13 protein-coding genes and 2 tRNA genes are annotated in these 15846 nt (G+C 70.8%); 5 read left to right on the top strand and 10 right to left on the bottom strand.

Annotated features, from left to right (window positions below; translation table 11 throughout):
* Window positions 1-89: 89 nt before the first annotated feature.
* On the bottom strand, window positions 90-1511 hold the full coding sequence (locus KF823_01745; GenBank protein ID MBX3724624.1) for a hypothetical protein: 1422 nt from the start codon (window positions 1509-1511) through the stop codon (window positions 90-92).
* Between the two features lie 228 nt (window positions 1512-1739).
* Here KF823_01745 and KF823_01740 point away from each other — a divergent pair, with 228 nt between their 5' ends.
* On the top strand, window positions 1740-2243 hold the full coding sequence (locus tag KF823_01740) for an FHA domain-containing protein (protein MBX3724623.1): 504 nt from the start codon (window positions 1740-1742) through the stop codon (window positions 2241-2243).
* A gap of 40 nt (window positions 2244-2283) precedes the next feature.
* Window positions 2284-4311, top strand: coding sequence for a serine/threonine protein kinase (locus KF823_01735; protein MBX3724622.1), 2028 nt, complete (start codon window positions 2284-2286; stop codon window positions 4309-4311).
* Between the two features lie 176 nt (window positions 4312-4487).
* Here KF823_01735 and KF823_01730 read toward each other — a convergent pair whose 3' ends face one another.
* The 6 genes from KF823_01730 to KF823_01705 all read right to left on the bottom strand — a co-directional run bounded on the left by KF823_01730 (window position 4488) and on the right by KF823_01705 (window position 9208).
* A complete protein-coding gene (locus KF823_01730; GenBank protein ID MBX3724621.1) occupies window positions 4488-6266 on the bottom strand; it encodes a hypothetical protein in 1779 nt (592 codons plus the stop codon).
* A 176-nt stretch (window positions 6267-6442) separates the two neighbouring features.
* Window positions 6443-6518: transfer RNA gene (locus KF823_01725), tRNA-Glu, on the bottom strand.
* A gap of 48 nt (window positions 6519-6566) precedes the next feature.
* Window positions 6567-6642, bottom strand: a tRNA-Ala gene (locus KF823_01720).
* Window positions 6643-7186: 544 nt separating this feature from the next.
* The gene (locus tag KF823_01715; GenBank protein ID MBX3724620.1) at window positions 7187-7651 is read right to left on the bottom strand and encodes a DUF1249 domain-containing protein; all 465 of its coding nucleotides are present in this window, start codon (window positions 7649-7651) and stop codon (window positions 7187-7189) included.
* Window positions 7652-7722: 71 nt separating this feature from the next.
* Complete coding sequence (locus KF823_01710) at window positions 7723-8262, bottom strand: DUF2058 domain-containing protein (GenBank protein ID MBX3724619.1); 540 nt, start codon at window positions 8260-8262, stop codon at window positions 7723-7725.
* A 130-nt stretch (window positions 8263-8392) separates the two neighbouring features.
* Window positions 8393-9208 carry a kinase/pyrophosphorylase gene (locus KF823_01705; protein MBX3724618.1) on the bottom strand — a complete coding sequence of 272 codons (816 nt, stop codon included), beginning with the start codon at window positions 9206-9208 and terminating at the stop codon, window positions 8393-8395.
* Window positions 9209-9330: 122 nt separating this feature from the next.
* Here KF823_01705 and ppsA point away from each other — a divergent pair, with 122 nt between their 5' ends.
* Window positions 9331-11700 carry a phosphoenolpyruvate synthase gene (gene ppsA / locus KF823_01700; protein MBX3724617.1) on the top strand — a complete coding sequence of 790 codons (2370 nt, stop codon included), beginning with the start codon at window positions 9331-9333 and terminating at the stop codon, window positions 11698-11700.
* Between the two features lie 160 nt (window positions 11701-11860).
* Here ppsA and orn read toward each other — a convergent pair whose 3' ends face one another.
* Window positions 11861-12412: an oligoribonuclease gene (gene orn, locus KF823_01695; GenBank protein ID MBX3724616.1), complete on the bottom strand. Its 552-nt coding sequence runs from the start codon at window positions 12410-12412 to the stop codon at window positions 11861-11863.
* 113 nt (window positions 12413-12525) lie between these two features.
* On the opposite strand from orn, the gene KF823_01690 reads away from it, so the two are divergent.
* Both KF823_01690 and KF823_01685 read left to right on the top strand, forming a co-directional pair.
* Window positions 12526-12942, top strand: a complete 417-nt coding sequence (locus tag KF823_01690; protein MBX3724615.1) for a DUF2721 domain-containing protein — start codon at window positions 12526-12528, stop codon at window positions 12940-12942.
* 110 nt (window positions 12943-13052) lie between these two features.
* Complete coding sequence (locus KF823_01685) at window positions 13053-13529, top strand: hypothetical protein (protein MBX3724614.1); 477 nt, start codon at window positions 13053-13055, stop codon at window positions 13527-13529.
* A gap of 44 nt (window positions 13530-13573) precedes the next feature.
* On the opposite strand, the gene tadA is transcribed toward KF823_01685, so the two are convergent.
* Entirely contained in the window at window positions 13574-14050 is a 477-nt protein-coding gene (tadA, locus tag KF823_01680) for a tRNA adenosine(34) deaminase TadA (protein ID MBX3724613.1), read from the bottom strand.
* A 230-nt stretch (window positions 14051-14280) separates the two neighbouring features.
* Window positions 14281-15417, bottom strand: coding sequence for a hypothetical protein (locus tag KF823_01675; GenBank protein MBX3724612.1), 1137 nt, complete (start codon window positions 15415-15417; stop codon window positions 14281-14283).
* Window positions 15418-15846 lie beyond the last annotated feature (429 nt).

Here is a 15846-nt window from a genome sequence, read left to right as displayed (position 1 = left end):
GGGCGGATCCTCGGCAGGGACCCCACCAGCCTACTCCTGGCGCTTCGCCGCCGGCTTGACCCGGGTCAAGCCGGCGGCCGCTGCCTGATTCACGGCACCGGGCAGCGCGGCGTGTGCAGCATCGGCGGTCCGCCCGGGTCCGGATGGATGACCACGGTGTTGACGTTGCCGTTGGCCTGCGCGAAATCCTGCTCGAGCCGGGGCGCCTGCCAGTCGATCGCCGCGGTGCCGGCATCGGCGTGCGCGGTAAGGCTCACCTGGATGCTGGCCGGCGGTCCGCTGACCGGTCCCGTCGACAGCACCAGACGGCGGGTGGCGACGTCGACGCTGGCCTGGATCGGCACGCCACCGTCGATGCTGGCCTGCGCATGGAAGGGTTGCGCCAGATCGACGCCGGTCGGAATCTGGACCACCACCCGGGTGTCCAGGCGCGGTCCGTAGGTGTCCGGCAACAGGGCAGTGATGGCGCCGCCTGCGACCACCGAGAACGCCTGTCCGGCGCGCACCGGGGCGGCATCGATCTCGAAGTCCAGCCGGATGTTGGCGCGGGTGACGAAGGTGCCAAGGATCGACACATAGTCGTAGCTGGTGCCCTGGCGGATGCCCGCGCAGGCGGGCTGGCCGACGACCACCAGGCTGCTGGTCGCCGAGCCCGACACCGTCTGGGTGCCATCGCTTGCCGACCAGTGCGCGGTGAATGCGGCGTCAACTGCGGCGGACTGCGACGCCGAGACCGTGTACAGCTCATGGTTGGCCAGGGGCTGGCCAGGGTCGACCACCGGCGCCAGCCCGGAGTCGATGAGCTGGTGGCCGTTGAGGATGCTGGCGCCCATCGTGCTGACGCTTTCGTTGCGGGCCCGGAAGCAGTGGTGCACCGGGGTGCCGGGTGCCACCGTGAGCCGCGTGTGGCCGCTGGCCAGCGGCGCAGGGAAGAACGGCAGCACGCCTGGCGGACAGCGCGCCGGGTCGGTCTCCACGAACCGGTAGAGGGCCAGGGCCGGGGCGACGTTGACCTTGAGCGCGCGGTTCTCCTCGCCGACCAGACCGCCGCCGGCGGTGCGCCAGCGGGTGAACAGCCAGGTGCTGCGCTCGAACGTCCGGGGGCCACCTGCGTCGGCGACGACCAGGGTCTGGCCGGGCGGGATCGGCTGGTTGCCCTGGTGCACGAGGCCGAACACGCCGTCGACCAGTTCATGGTTGTCGAGCACGACGCTGCTGCGGTTCTCGAGCCCGTAGCACAGCAGTACGGGCGTGCCGGGGCGAACGTTCAGGGTGGTCGGGCCGCTGGCCGGGCAGCTGGCCTGTTCGGTGGCGAAGGGGCGCAGCAGGATGTCCTGGAAGGGCCGCAGGATGGCCTGCTGGAAGCCGTTGGCGAAGATCGGGTCGGGCAGGCCCGTCGGCGCCGCCTGGCCGGCGGTTGTACTGGCCAGTAGCGTCATGCCGGCGATGCGCCAGCGGCGGTAGCGGCAGGTGGCAGGGGGCGTCGGGCAGGACCAGGGCTTGGACGACATGGCGGGCTCCGGGGATCGGCTGGGGTGGTCGGCGGCAGGGTCGACGTGGAGTGCAGGCGCGCAAAGCGTCGCAACCGGCTCAGGTGGGCTGCCCATGCCACCGGTCGTCCGATCGGCCGGGCCACAGACCGTCCTGCACAGTGCCCGCGGGTGCTGGTAGATTGCGGGCATGCCGCGGCGCCCGGCGCCCGGAGGGGGCGCCGGTCCCGGTACAGCGGAGGAGTTCCAATGAGCGATGCAGCACGTCCCGACCAGGCCAGGCCAGCGGCAGGCGGTGCCACCGTGGTTCGTGCGGCGCCGCCCAAGCTGGCGCTGCGCGGCGTGACCGGCGCCTATTTCGGCAAGGTCATTCCGCTTGCCGGGCGGATCACCATCGGGCGCGATCCGGCAAGCGACCTGGTCATCGACGAGGCCGAGGTTTCCCGCCACCATGCCGTGATCGATGCCACGCCGGCCGGCATGTTCCTGCGCGACCAGGGCTCGGCCAATGGCACGTTCATCAACGGCAGCTGGGTGAAGGATGCCGAGCTCAAGGTCGGCGACCAGATCGGCTTCGACCGCAACCGTTTTCTGGTTGAGTCGTTGAGCGACGCCCGGGCCCGGGTGGCCTCAGCACCGCCGGCATCGGCCGCGCCGGCCGCGGCCGGCGGCGGCGCTGGTCTGCGCTGGGCGATGCTGGCCGTGCTGGCCATCGCCGCGGCTGCGGTCGCCTGGTTCGTTCTGACGCGCTAGAGACCTGGCGCACGCGGCCCGGTGCCGCAGGGAGTTTGCCATGAAGCAGCGATTGGGCCACTACGAGATCGTCGCCGAGCTTGGGCGCGGCGGCATGGGTGTCGTCTACAAGGCGGTCGATCCGGCGCTCGACAGGATCGTCGCCATCAAGGAACTCGCGCCGGCCCTGGCGGACGACCGCACCCTGGTCGAACGTTTCCTGCGCGAGGCGCGGGCCATGGCGGCGCTCAGCGATCCGCACGTGGTGAACATCCACTTCATCGGGCAGAGCGAGGATCAGCCGTTCTTCGTGATGGAGTACATCGAAGGCGAGTCGATCTCGGCCCTGCTCAAGCGCCTGGGCCGGATCGAGGTCGGAGATGCCTTGAAGCTGGTGCAGCAGGCCGCGCTGGGGCTGGCCAGCGCCCATCGCCGCGGACTCGTTCATCGCGACGTCAAACCGGCCAACCTGCTGGTGGACACCGCCGGCCGCGTGCGCGTCGCCGATTTCGGAATCGCCCTGCCGACCCGCGATGCAGCCAGCAAGCTGACCGGCACCGGCGAGTTCGTCGGCACCCCGGGCTACGTCTCGCCGGAGATCTGCAACGGCCAGCCGGTGGACGCCCGCTCCGACGTGTTCTCGCTGGGCGTCGTGCTTTTCGAGATGCTCACCGGGCGGTTGCCGTTCGCCGACACCAGTCCGCTGCGACTGATGCTGGAGGTCGTCAACGCCCAGATTCCCGATGTCCAGGAACTCAACGGCGCGGTCGATGCCGAGGCCGCTGCGATCCTCGCGAAGATGGTCGCCAAGGATCCGGCGGACCGCTTCCAGCACGCCGGTGAAGTCGCCGAGGCGCTGGCGCGGCACCCCCTGGTCGCCTCGGGCGTCCCGCTGCGCCTGGTGGTGCGGCCGCCGGACCCCGATACCATGGCCGCGAATGCCCTGCAGGCGGCGCGCGTACCGACGCCGCCGCCGGTGCTGACACCCGCCTCGGCGGCGACGCCGATCCGCCCGGGTGTGGCGGCACAGCCTCAGGCCGGCGGCACGGTGGTGCGTGGCCAAGCCGGCGCGAGCGCCTCGCAGGTGCATCGCGATCGCCGTCTGGCCGTCGCCGCCCTGGTGCTGCTGCTCCTGGCCGGCACCGGCTATGCGTTCCGCGACTACTTCCGCGGCTTCGCGAACGGCTTCCGGGACGGCTTCGTGGCCGGTTCGGTCAGCAACCCGGTGCCTGCAGGGCAGGCCGCAACCGGGGCATTTCCCGCCACAGCCGCGGCCGATCCCGCTGCGGCGTCGACAGGCGCGGGCCCCGCGTTGGACGACGGTCGCGGCGCCGATCCGGTTGCCGGCGAGGCGGGCCTGGCAGCCACTGCGCCGGCCACCGGCGAGCCGACGCCTGCGATGGCGGTCGCCGCCTCGTCGCCGTCCCCGGAGAGCCCCTCCGGCATTGACTCCCCGACGCTGATCGCGGGGGGCGAAGCCGCGCCGTCGGCGACGGCCGACCAGCCTGCATCGACACCGTCCGCTGTCGATGGCGCTGCCCCCGCCGCCATCGCCACCAGCAGCGCGGCGCCTGCGCAGGCCGCCGCTGCGGCGCCTGCACAAGCGCCCCGCGTTCCCGCGCAGGCGGCGCGTGCGCCTGCGCCGCCCAGACTGGCACCGGCTCGCATCGTGGTGGTTGCGCAGGGCGACCGCCTGCTCGCCCTGCCCGCCAGGCAGGCGGTGGAGCAGTACCTCGCCGACTCGGGCCACGACCTGGCCGATGCCGAGGCGCTGGCCATCGACGAAGGCGTGGGAGTCGCGGGACTGCTCCGGCAGGCTGCCCGCCACGCTCGTGTCCTGGTGCTGGTGCGTGCCGAGCCGGCGGGCAGCCGCGAGCTGTCCTTCCACGGCCAGCGCGACGTGGCCTATACGGCGGCCCTGAGCGTGCGCGCCTACGACACCGCGACCGGCCAGCCCTTGGGTGTCGGTCTCAGCGAGCAGGTGGAATTCGCCAACCTCAACGCCCGCGCTCGCGCCCAGGAGGCGGTCGCACCCGCCCTGCCCGGCCTGGCCCGAACCGTCGCCCCGGTCCTGGCGCGACGCGGCTGAGCCCTGCCCACCTGGGCCGTCGACGGCCCAGGTTTCCGCAATGATGGGCGGCGGTTCAGGCTGCGCTGCAGGTCACCGATCCGACGCCGGTTCAGCGCCGGCCCGGGTGCATCGCCGTGCGGTCCTGGATTGCTGCAACCCGCCCGGGGGTTCTCGACAGCCCGCCCGGCGCACGATCAGCTCAGCCGTTCCAGACCATGGACATGCAGGTCGAATCCGCCCCGGGTCCAGCGCGTCGGCGGGTGCAGGCTGACATAGAGCCGGCTACGGGCCCCGGTGCCCGGCAGAGTCTCGGGGTCGGCACGGAACCAGACCGCTTCGGTGGCCTCGCCGGCGCCGGACAGGTTGAGGCGACGATGGCTGCCGTCGCCCAGGGGGCGGCTGCCGGTGACCTGGCAGTCCAGCGCCAGGACCGGCGCATCGAAGCCACGGCCGAACGGTTGCAAGCCATCGAGTGCCGTCAGATGCGTGGCGGACAGCGGCTCCGGGGGCGCTGTGTCGAACCAGCGCCGCGGCGGTTGCGGCGGGCGTTGTGCCCGCACGGCCGCTTGCCAGGCCGTGCGCAGCGTGGCCAGCTGCGCCGCCTCGACGCTGAGCCCTCCAGCCGCGGCGTGGCCGCCCCAGGTCAGCAGCAGACCGGGATGGCGGGCATCGACATCGGCCAGGGCGGCGTGGATGTCGACAAGGGCGCCGCCCCACTGGTCGGCGACGGTGCGCAGCGAGCCGGTCAGCAGGTCCGGCTGGCCGGCCCGTGGCGACAGGCACAGCGCCGGCCAGCCGCTGTGCTCGACCAGACGCGACGCGACGATGCCATGGACCCCTGCATTGCCTTCGTCGAAGGCCACGCACACCGCGGCATCCTCCGGCCGTGCGGTGGTCTGCCAGGTCGCCAGAGCCTGCCGCGTCAGGTCCTGCTCGACGGCGCGCCGCGCCGCGTTGGCGGCGACCAGGCGCTCCACCTCGGCGCTGGCCTGGCCAAGGTCCGTGGCGGTCAGCGCGCGCACACCGGGCATCACGTCGGCCACCCGGCTGCCGGCATTGATCAGCGGGCCCAGCCCGAACGCCAGGTCGGTGGCCTGCCAGGGGCCGGGGCGTACCTGCGCGAATGCCTGCCAGGCTGGCCGGGACAGCTGGTTCATGCGCTGCAGGCCGGCTTGGACCACGGCCCGGTTGCTGGCGCTGCTGCCCAGAGACACGGCATCGGCCACCGTGCCCAGGGCGACGAAATCGAGCAGGTCGCCGAGTCGCGGCGCGGCCTCCGGCAGCCGACCCAGGGCGATCAGGTGCCGTCGCAGCGCGCACATCAGCAGCCAGGCCACCATGCAGCCGGCGATCGCCCGGTCCGGGTAGCGACTGTCCGCCCGCTGCGGATTCACGCAGGCGACGGCGGCGGCCGGCCCCCTGCCCGCCACCTGATGGTGGTCGGTGACCACGGTGTCGATGCCCTGCCCGGCAAGCTCGGCGATCCGCTCGCCATCGCAGCTGCCCTGGTCGGCCGTCAGCACCAGGCCGACCGGTACCGGCAGCGCGCGGATCCGCGCGCTGAGTGCCGAGCTGAGGCCGTAGCCCTCGCGGACCCGGTGGCTGATCACCGTGTGCAGCCGTGCCGGCGGATGTCCGAAGTGCCGAACCAGGGCGCTCCAGAGCACCGCATGGCTGGTGACGCCGTCGACGTCGTGGTCGGTTGCCAGGACGATGTGCTCCCGGTCGGCCAGGGCGCGTGCCAGGCGATCGCAGGCCGGGTCCACGTCGGGCAACAGCGCCGGTGGCGGAATATCGGCCAGGCGACCGGCCAGGCCCGACAGGCCGCCGTCGCTGCTGCGGATACGCCCGGCCAGGATGCCGGCGAGAAAAGGCGAGTGGCCGTCGGACAGTGCGAGGTCGAAGACCTCCGCGTCCTGTTCGCGTGGTTGCCAGATCGGCCGTGGGCGGGGTGCCGCGCTCAGATCTGGCATGCGTGGCTCGGTGGCATGGGAATCCGGGGCATCCTGGGCGGTGGCAGCCGGATTGTGCCGCAGCCCGGCGGTGCGCGGCCAACGAAAACGGCCCGGGCTGGAAGGCCCGGGCCGCTATCGAAGAGCTTTCAACTCAAGGGCTTGCAGGGGTTTCCTCAGAAGAGACCTGCAAAAATTGGCGTCCCCAAGGGGATTCGAACCCCTGTATCCACCGTGAAAGGGTGGTGTCCTGGGCCTCTAGACGATGGGGACGCAAGCGAAATATTCGCTAACGAGGAGCTAAGACCTTGAAATGTAACGTGGTGGAGCCAGACGGGATCGAACCGTCGACCTCTACAATGCCATTGTAGCGCTCTCCCAGCTGAGCTATGGCCCCACGAGGGACGCGCAGCATAGCCGCGCCCGGAACAGGCCGTCAACACGAATTTTCGTTGGGCCGACGACCAGGCTGCGTCTTGCACACACGGACTAGTTCTGTCAAATCATTCAGATACACCATTAATCTCAAGTATTTACCTCTCTGAGCGACGGCACTGATTGCGTTGGGGCTTCAGGAGGGGCGGCCGGGCACGATGCCGGCCCGGCCCGCCCGGTGCTGGATGGCCGCCACCAGGATCGGCACCCCCGCACGTGCGGGCAGAATCACCCCGGACACTTCATGAGGACGCGTAGCGAGGCCGTCGAGATCGCGCCGTGGTGCGGGCAGCGGACCGTTGGACGGCGAAGGCGCAGCCGACGCTACGTCGACCTGGCCAACGGGAGCAGACCGTGCCACGGCGCGAAGACCGGCGGCCGCAGTGGCGGTCTCATGAAATGTCCAGGCCAGAGCAAGGCGAAAGAGACTGTCCACAGGCATCTCGGCACAGGGCGCCGCACCCTCTCCGGATACCCTTTGGGCGCGCAGGCGCCGTCGCCTGCCCTCAGGCGCGATCGGCCAGGGTCAGGGTGTGCCAGCTGTGACCGTGCTCGCCCAGGTAGTCGAGCCAGCGACTGAGGAAGGAGTTCATGCGCAGTCGGTGGTCGACAACCGCCCCCGGCGCTGGAAACGGCCCCAGCACGTCGATCATCTGCCGGCCCGGCAGGCAGTGGGTGGCTTCCGCCAGGCGCGCGTCCTCGTAGATGCGCAGCACCGCCGACGGCGTTGCCAGACCGGTCGCGGGATCCAGCAGGTCGTAGCTCAGTCGCAGGTCGGTGGTGTGCCGGTGCCGCTGCAGCAGATCGAGCTGAAGATCCATGCCATCGCCGACGCTGGACAGGTAGCGGTCGGGGACCAGCCGCGACACCTGGAACAGCCGCTCCAGCCGGGCGTGGTTGTCCTCGTACAGTTCCATCAGCCAGGCCAGGCGGCGAGGCTTGAGGGCGGCAGCGGTCAGGGGCGGTCGCATGGCACGAGCATAGCCTGTTCCGGGCTTCGTCCCGCGGATCCTCGGGGGTCGGGGCGGTGCGGCGGCGGCCGTCACCAGACCAGGTCGTCGGGCACCTGGAAGCGGCGATAGTGATCGTCCACCTCGGGCTCGTCCGCGCTGGCATCCGCCTGGCCGTGGTCGACCACGAGCAGCCCCGCATCGCGCTCGCGCACCCGGTCGGCTGCCGCGCGCGGAAGCAGGGCATGGCCATCGCCGTCGCGGACGATCACCAGGGCGCCGCGGGCGAGCTGTCCGCGCTGCGCGGTGTCCACCGTCAGGGAACGGATCACGCCGCCGTCGGCGAAATGGTAGGCGCTGTCACCATTGCCGGCGACCCGGTTCGTGGCGACGATCTGGCCGGCCTGCGCGCGCAGCTCGGCCTGTCGCGCCTGGGCGTTGCGCTCGGCAGCCAGGGCGCGGTCGCGCTCGGCCTTTTCGGCCTGCAGTCGGCGGGCGGCGACCTGGGCCGGGTCCGGAGCGGAGGGCGCCTTGCCCTGCCTTCGCCGGGCCTGCTCGCGCTCGACCTGGGCGACCTGGCCCTTCTTGACCAGGCCGGCCTTGAGCAACTGCTCCTGCAGGGGATTGCGCATCGTGCGAACTGTCCTGGGGGCGCGATCGGCCCCGGTATTCGGGATTCTACGCACGCTGGCGGGGACCGGACGAGCAGGTGTCCGCGGCGGCGCGACCTGCGCCTGCGGCGACCGTCCTGTCCGGTGGCGGTCAGAACATGTGACGGTCGATGCCCAGCGTGTTCAGGATCTTGCTGGCGATCTCCTCGATCGAGGAATGCGTGGTGCTGACCACCGGCAGCCGCTCGGCGCGCAGCAGTTTCTCGGCGGCGGCGACCTCCCAGCGGCACTGCTCCAGGCGCGCGTACTGGCTGCCGGGCCGGCGCGTCTCGCGGACCTGGGCCAGGCGCGCCGGATCGATGGTCAGGCCGAACAGACGCTTGCGGTGGGGCAGCAGCCGGCGCGGCAATTCCTGGCGCTCCAGATCCTCCTGGATCAGCGGATAGTTGGCGGCCTTGATGCCGTAGTGCAGGGCCAGATACAGGCAGGTCGGCGTCTTGCCCGAGCGCGACACTCCGACCAGGATCACGTCGGCATCGTCGTAGGTGAGGTCGATGCCGTCGTCGTGGCTGAGCGCGTAGTTGGTGGCGTTGATCCGCGCCTCGTACTGGTCGTAGTCGACCAGGCCGTGGGCCTGGCCCACCCGCGGCGAGCGCTGCGTTCCCAACTCTACCTCCAGCGGCGCGATGAACGGCGCGAACACGTCGAGCACGAAGGCGTCGGCGCCGGCCAGCACCTCCCGGACCTGCGCATCGACCACCGAGCTGACCACCACCGGCCGGCCGGCACCGCTGGCGCCGCGGTCGGCGATCCGCGCCACCGCCTTATGGGCCTGCTCGACGGTGTCGACGAACGGCAGCCGGAAAGTGTCGAACTCGACGTTCGAGAACTGCGTGAGGATGGCGTTGCCGATGGTCTCGGCGGTGATGCCGGTGCCATCGGAAACGAAGAATACCCTGCGCTTCATGAGCTCTCCCGTGGCTGCGCGGCGGGACCGGCTTCCTTGCCCGCGGGCCGGCCGGGCCTCATCATACGCGGCTGCGCCCCCGCGCCCGCCCTGCCCCACCGCCTTCCCGAGGAGAACCCGCCTTGTCCGAGCTGATTCTGTGGCTGGATCGACTGCGCCTGTCCGACCTGCCGCAGGTGGGCGGCAAGAACGCCTCCCTGGGCGAGATGATCGGTCACCTGGCGCAGGCCGGCGTGGCGGTGCCCGGCGGGTTCGCCACCACCGCCCATGCCTTCCAGCGCTTCCTGGCCGATTCCCGCCTGGAGCAGCGGATCGCCGATCTGCTGGCGCCGCTGGATGTCGACGACGTCGACGCCCTGATGCGGGTGGGCCGGGAGATCCGCGAGTTCGTGGTGGCCTCGCCCCTGCCCGCCGAGCTCGACACCGCGATCAGGGAGGGTTACCGGCGCATGTGCGCCGAGGCCGGCACCGAGGTCGCCGTGGCGGTGCGCTCTTCGGCGACCGCCGAGGACCTGCCGGACGCTTCCTTCGCCGGCCAGCAGGAGACCTTCCTGAACGTGGTCGGCGAGGACGCCGTCGTGACCCGGGTCAAGGAGGTGTTCGCCTCCCTGTACAACGACCGCGCGATCGCCTATCGCGTCCACCACGGCTTCCGGCACGAGGACGTGTTCCTGTCCGCCGGCATCCAGCAGATGGTCCGCTCCGACCTGGCCTGCTCCGGCGTCCTGTTCACCCTGGACACCGAATCGGGCTTCCGCGACGTGGTGTTCATCACCGGCAGCTGGGGGCTGGGCGAGCTGGTCGTGCAGGGCGCGGTCAACCCCGACGAGTTCTTCGTGCACAAGCCGACCCTCGCCGCCGGCCGCCCGGCGATCCTGCGCCGCACCCTGGGCAGCAAGCAGCAGCGCATGGTGCATGCGCCGGCCGGCGCCGCGGCGCGGGTCGCGGTGGAGCCGGTCCCGGAGGCGGACCGCAACCGCTATTGCCTGGACAACGCCGAGATCGAGGCGCTGGCGCGCATGGCGATGACCATCGAGGCCCACTACGACCGGCCGATGGACGTCGAATGGGCCAAGGACGGCGTGACCGGCCAGCTGTTCATCGTCCAGGCGCGGCCCGAGACCGTGAAGTCGCGCGCCCGCGCCACCACCATCGAACGCTACCACCTCGACGGCGCCGGCGAGCGGGTCTGCGAGGGCCGCGCGATCGGCCAGCGGATCGGCCAGGGCGTGGCGCGCGTGGTCAAGTCGATCGCCGAGATGAACCGCGTGCAGGCCGGCGACGTGCTGGTCACCGACATGACCGATCCCGACTGGGAGCCGATCATGAAGCGCGCCGCCGCGATCGTCACCAACCGCGGCGGCCGCACCTGCCATGCCGCGATCATCGCCCGCGAGCTGGGCATTCCCGCCGTGGTCGGCTGCGGCGACGCGACCCGCGCGATCGCCGATGGCAGCGAGGTCACGGTCTCCTGCGCGGAAGGCGACACCGGCGTCATCTACGCCGGCATCGTGCCCTTCCAGCGCACCGAGGCCGAGGTCGGCTCGATGCCGGAGCCGCCGCTCAAGATCATGATGAACGTCGGCAATCCCGAGCGCGCCTTCGATTTCGCGATGCTTCCGCACCGCGGCATCGGACTGGCGCGTCTGGAATTCATCATCGAGCGGCAGATCGGCGTGCACCCCCGGGCCCTGCTGGAGTTCGACCAGCAGACGCCGGAGACGCGCGCGCGCATCGTCGAGCGCATGGCCGGCTACGACGACCCCGTCGAGTTCTACGTCGACCGCCTGAAGGAGGGCATCGCCACGCTGACCGCGGCGTTCGCGCCGCATCCGGTGATCGTCCGCCTGTCCGACTTCAAGTCCAACGAGTACGCCGGCCTGGTCGGCGGCGACCGCTACGAGCCGCACGAGGAGAACCCGATGATCGGGTTCCGCGGCGCCAGCCGCTACGTGGACGACAGCTTCCGCGCCTGCTTCGCCCTGGAATGCCAGGCGATGCGCCGGGTCCGCGACGAGATGGGCCTGACCAACGCCTGGGTGATGATTCCCTTCGTACGCACCGTCGCCGAGGCCGAGGCGGTGATCGAAGTGATGGCGGCGAACGGCCTGCGCCGGGGCGAGAACGGCCTGAAGCTGATCATGATGTGCGAGGTGCCCAGCAACGCCCTGCTCGCCGACCGCTTCCTCGACCTGTTCGACGGCTTCTCGATCGGCTCCAACGACCTGACCCAGCTCACCCTCGGCCTGGACCGCGATTCCGGCCTGATCGCCCACCTGTTCGACGAACGCGACGAGGCGGTCAAGGCCCTGCTGTCGATGGCGATCAAGGCCTGCAAGGCGCGCGGCAAGTACATAGGCATCTGCGGCCAGGGCCCGTCCGACCACCCCGATCTCGCCGACTGGCTGATGGACCAGGGCATCGAATCGGTGTCGCTGAATCCCGACACCGTGGTCGACACCTGGCTGCGCCTGGCCCGCCGCGCGAACTGAGCGCGTGCGGGCCCTTGCGCGCCGGGGCCGGTCATGACCGGCATCGACCGACGGGGCTCGGGATCGCCGGACCGGGCTTGCCGGTGGTGGCGGGCACCCCTCCCCATGGCCGGGGTCCTTGCGGCGCGCGGATCACCCGCGGACCCGGAGTGTCCACGGCTCAGGGCTGTGCCAGGGCCGCCATGTGCCTGCGGTAGTGGCGCAGCTCCGCGACCGAATCGCGGATGTCGGCAAGCGCGGTGTGCGCCGACTCCTTGCGCGCCGACTCGGCGACCTCCGGTGCCCACCGACGCGCCAGTTCCTTCACCGTGGACACGTCCAGGTTGCGGTAGTGCAGCCAGCGCTCCAGCGCCGGCATGTGCCTGGCCAGGAAGCGCCGGTCGTGGCCGATGCTGTTGCCGCACAGCGGCGACTTTCCGGGCACCGTCCACTGCGCCAGGAAGGCCAGGGTGTCGGCCTCGGCGCGCGCCATGTCCGACTGCGATTCAACGACCCGCTGCCACAGGCCGGAGCGCTGGTGCTGGTTGCGGTTCCAGTCGTCCATCAGCTCCAGGCGCCGCGGGCTCTGGCGGATCGCGTGCACCGGGCCTTCGGCCAGCACCTGCAGATCCTTGTCGGTGACCAGGGTGGCGATCTCCAGGATGGTGTCGCGCTCCGGCTCCAGCCCGGTCATTTCCAGGTCCAGCCAGACCAGGTTGTCGCTATGCTTCATCGGGTCGCCGCAGCCAACGCAGGAAGGGAGCGCAATGATAGCCCGCAGTCCATCGCACCGAGCGTCCGGTGTTCGGCGCTGATCCGGGCGGCCACTACGGCATCCTGCTGGCGATGCTGGCGCCCGCCCTGTTCATGACCGCCAGCGCCTCGTTGCTGCAGTCGGCCAACAACCGGCTTGCGCGGGTGGTCGACCGCCTGCGCACGCTGATGGCCGACCAAGGCGCCGCCGACCTGCCGGCCGCCCGCGTTGCGCTGCAGCGACGGCGCTGCAGCTTGATCCTGCGCGCCTGCCGTCTGCTTTATCTGGCGCTGGCCGCCTTCGTAGGCACAAGCCTGGCGGTTGCCGCCGACACCGTGCTCGACCATCGCCTGGTGCACTTGCCGACGGTGCTGGCCGTGTGCGGCGTCCTGCTGGTCCTGTCGGCATGCCTGTACCTGTCCCGTGAGGCCGGGCTGGCGGTGCGCGCGCTCAATCAGGAAATCGAGGCCAGCGCCGGCAGCGCGAGAGCGCCTGATCCGGCAACGTGATGGCTTCGGCAAGGCCGCGTGAAGCGCGCGTGGAGAGGCCACCCATGCAAGTGCCCTTCAGCCTGGCGGTGGCAGCCTGAACCTCCCGATGCACGTTTCTGGAGGCTGCCATGGGCAACAACGAGAACAACAGACGCTGGTCGTGGTTCAAGGACGGCGACTCGTCGTTCGGGATGTTCTATCCCAAGCACTACACCCTGGCCGGGTTTGCCGGCATGGACGCTGCCGACGCCGCTGCGCGTGAACTCGTTGCAGCGGGTTTCGAGGCCAGCGATGTGCGCTCCGTCTCCGGCACGTTCCTGGTCGAGGAACTGGAAGCCCAGGAAGACGCGGGTCTGTTCGACCGCATCAAGGCTTCGATCGCGGAGTTCATCGGCACCGAGACCTATTTCATCGACCAGGACCTCGAGCTGGCCCGCAAGGGCGGTGCCTTCGTGTTCGTTTACACGCCCGAGGAGAGCGATGGCCAGCGCGCCGAGGCGGTGCTGCGCCGGCAGCCCACCGTGCATGCCCGCCGTTATCTCGCGATGGCCATCGAGCGTGTCATCGAGCCGCGCGTCCACGACGCGCCGCCGCGCGAGGTCTGAGGCCCCTGCCCCGCCGTTGCCGCGCGGATTCCCCAGGCGAGATCTCAGCGCCGGGCGCGAAAGAAGCGTCTGAGCAGCTCGCCGCACTCGTCGGCAAGCACGCCGCCGCGCACCTCGACGACATGGTTGTGCAACGGGCTGACCAGGGTGTCGAAAACGCTTCCGGCGGCGCCCGTCTTCGGATCCGCAGCGCCGAACACCACCCGGGCGATCCGGGCATGGATGATGGCGCCGGCGCACATGACGCAGGGTTCCAGCGTCACGAAGAGCGTCGCCCCCGGCAGCCGGTAGTTGCCGGCGGCAGAGCCTGCGGCGCGCAGGGCGCCGATCTCGGCATGGGCGGTGGCGTCGTGGCTGGCGATAGGACGGTTCCAGGCCTCGCCGAGCACCGTGCCGTCGGCGGCAACCACCAGCGCGCCCACCGGCACTTCGCCCTCCGCCTCGGCGCGGGACGCCAGTGCCAGCGCGCGGCGCATCCGGTCGGCGTCGCCGGGCGGGACGGGTTGGGTCTGCTCAGGCATCGGGGCGTGGTCCTGGGCGCCGTCGGTTCGCACTTCTTCGAACGGATTCGATCAGACCGTGCACCGACCGGGGTCATGGCGGGTGGCGGCGGGCCGAGCGTCCGCGACCGGCCACCGCCTTTGATTCTACCGGACGATGACGGTCGACCCTGTCGGCAGCGCGCCCCCGGCGGGTCGATGACGCCGGACGCCTCAGGCAGGACCCCGTCTCGCGCCGGATCGCGCGGCGATCACGGGCAGTGCGCGTAGGGTGGCGGACCCTGGCTGATCGCTCGGTTCTGCAGCTGCGCCCGGTAGTAGGCCAGGTAGTAGCTGGTGCCGCTGTGGTCCGAATCTGTGGTGCCCGGGAACATGTACAGCGAGCCGTTGGTATCGGTGAGAGTGGCCGAGGCGTCGCCCTGGATGCCCTTCCAGACGGCCCGGGTCACCGGCGTGTCGAACAGGGACGGATCGATCACCAGGCGGCGCGCGAACAGCAGCCAGTGGCGCACGCACAGGGTCGGCGCCACGTGCCACCCCCAGTACACCTCGCAGTTGGGGCTGTTCCGGGTCGGGGTGCGCAGCGCGCCATGGATCCAGATCTTTCTGGAAACATGGCCCAGCGCCAGCATCAAGCGACGCATCTCGTGGGCGCGCGCCCAGCAACCATCTTCCGGATACAGGAACGGTATGCAGGGCGCCGGCACGGTCAGGGGTGGGCAACTGGTCGCCTTCATGGCGTCGAAGAGCTGCTGCGCGCGGGCCGGTGTCACGCAGCGCCACCACCAGCACCACCACCAGGGCCACCAGCGCCAGTACCACAGCCGCGCCAGCAGGTCGCGGAGGCTGCGCAGCGGGTGGCGCCAGTCGAACCTGGTGGGCACCGGCAACCCGGGGAGGGGCAGGTCCGGCCCGTCCGGCGAAGGGCGGAAGGCGCGCACGTCGACCAGGACGCCGTCGTCGTCCCGGGTGACGGCGACGAGTTCGCCGCTGCGCTGCGCGCTACGCAGCGCCCGGGTGAGTTCCTCGCGGTCAGGGTGGCCGGCGGCCAGCCGATGGCGGGCGTGGGAGGGATGCAGCCCGATCTCGAGGGCGCCATCGGCCCCAGGCCGCAGGTCGACGACCCGGACCAGCAGGGGAATCAGCACGCGGGTGACCAGGCCCTGCCCGGGGTCGATCTCCAGGTACACCGGAATGCCGCGCTCGCCCAGGTCCAGGAGCAGGCCAAGGCGCGGTCCCGAGCGCGGATCGGCGGGATCCAGCCGCACGCGGCGGCCGTCCGCCAGCGCGATCTCGAAGGGCGGCTGTCCCTCGGCCGCCCCGGCAGGCGCGCGCCGGTCGACCGGAAACGGCAGGACATGGGTGACGACGGCGTTCGGGTTGGCCATGTGTGCAAGCCCCTGGTCGGGCGTGCCTCGCCATGGAGGCACCGTTATCAAGGGTGTACGGGCTTCCTGGTCGGCGCCGGACAAGTTTCCGTGATGACGAGCCGGCAGGTCCGGATCGCACGGGAGGAACGTACGGGAGGGTCCGGCTTTTGCGGGCCCGGCGCGGCCGGGGTCAGGAGAGTGGGATCGCGCGGATGGCGGGTGCGATCAGTCCCTGGCGAGCCTTGGGGAGCGTCGGCGAGCGCGGACGCGCAGTGGCCAGTGCCCTGGACCGACCGGCTCCCTCACTCCCACTCTATTATAAATAGAAGAAAAAAGTCATTTAAATTCAATACTATAAAATCGATCATACCAAGGGTGCCATGACAAATACCATGAACGACAGCCACCTTTGGCTACATCGGAATCTACTGCCTTCACCTCTGATTT

The organism is Lysobacterales bacterium, from assembly GCA_019634735.1.
Classification (GTDB): domain Bacteria; phylum Pseudomonadota; class Gammaproteobacteria; order Xanthomonadales; family UBA2363; genus Pseudofulvimonas.
Note: the sequence above shows the minus strand (reverse complement) of the source record. Positions and strands in the feature narration are given on the sequence as shown.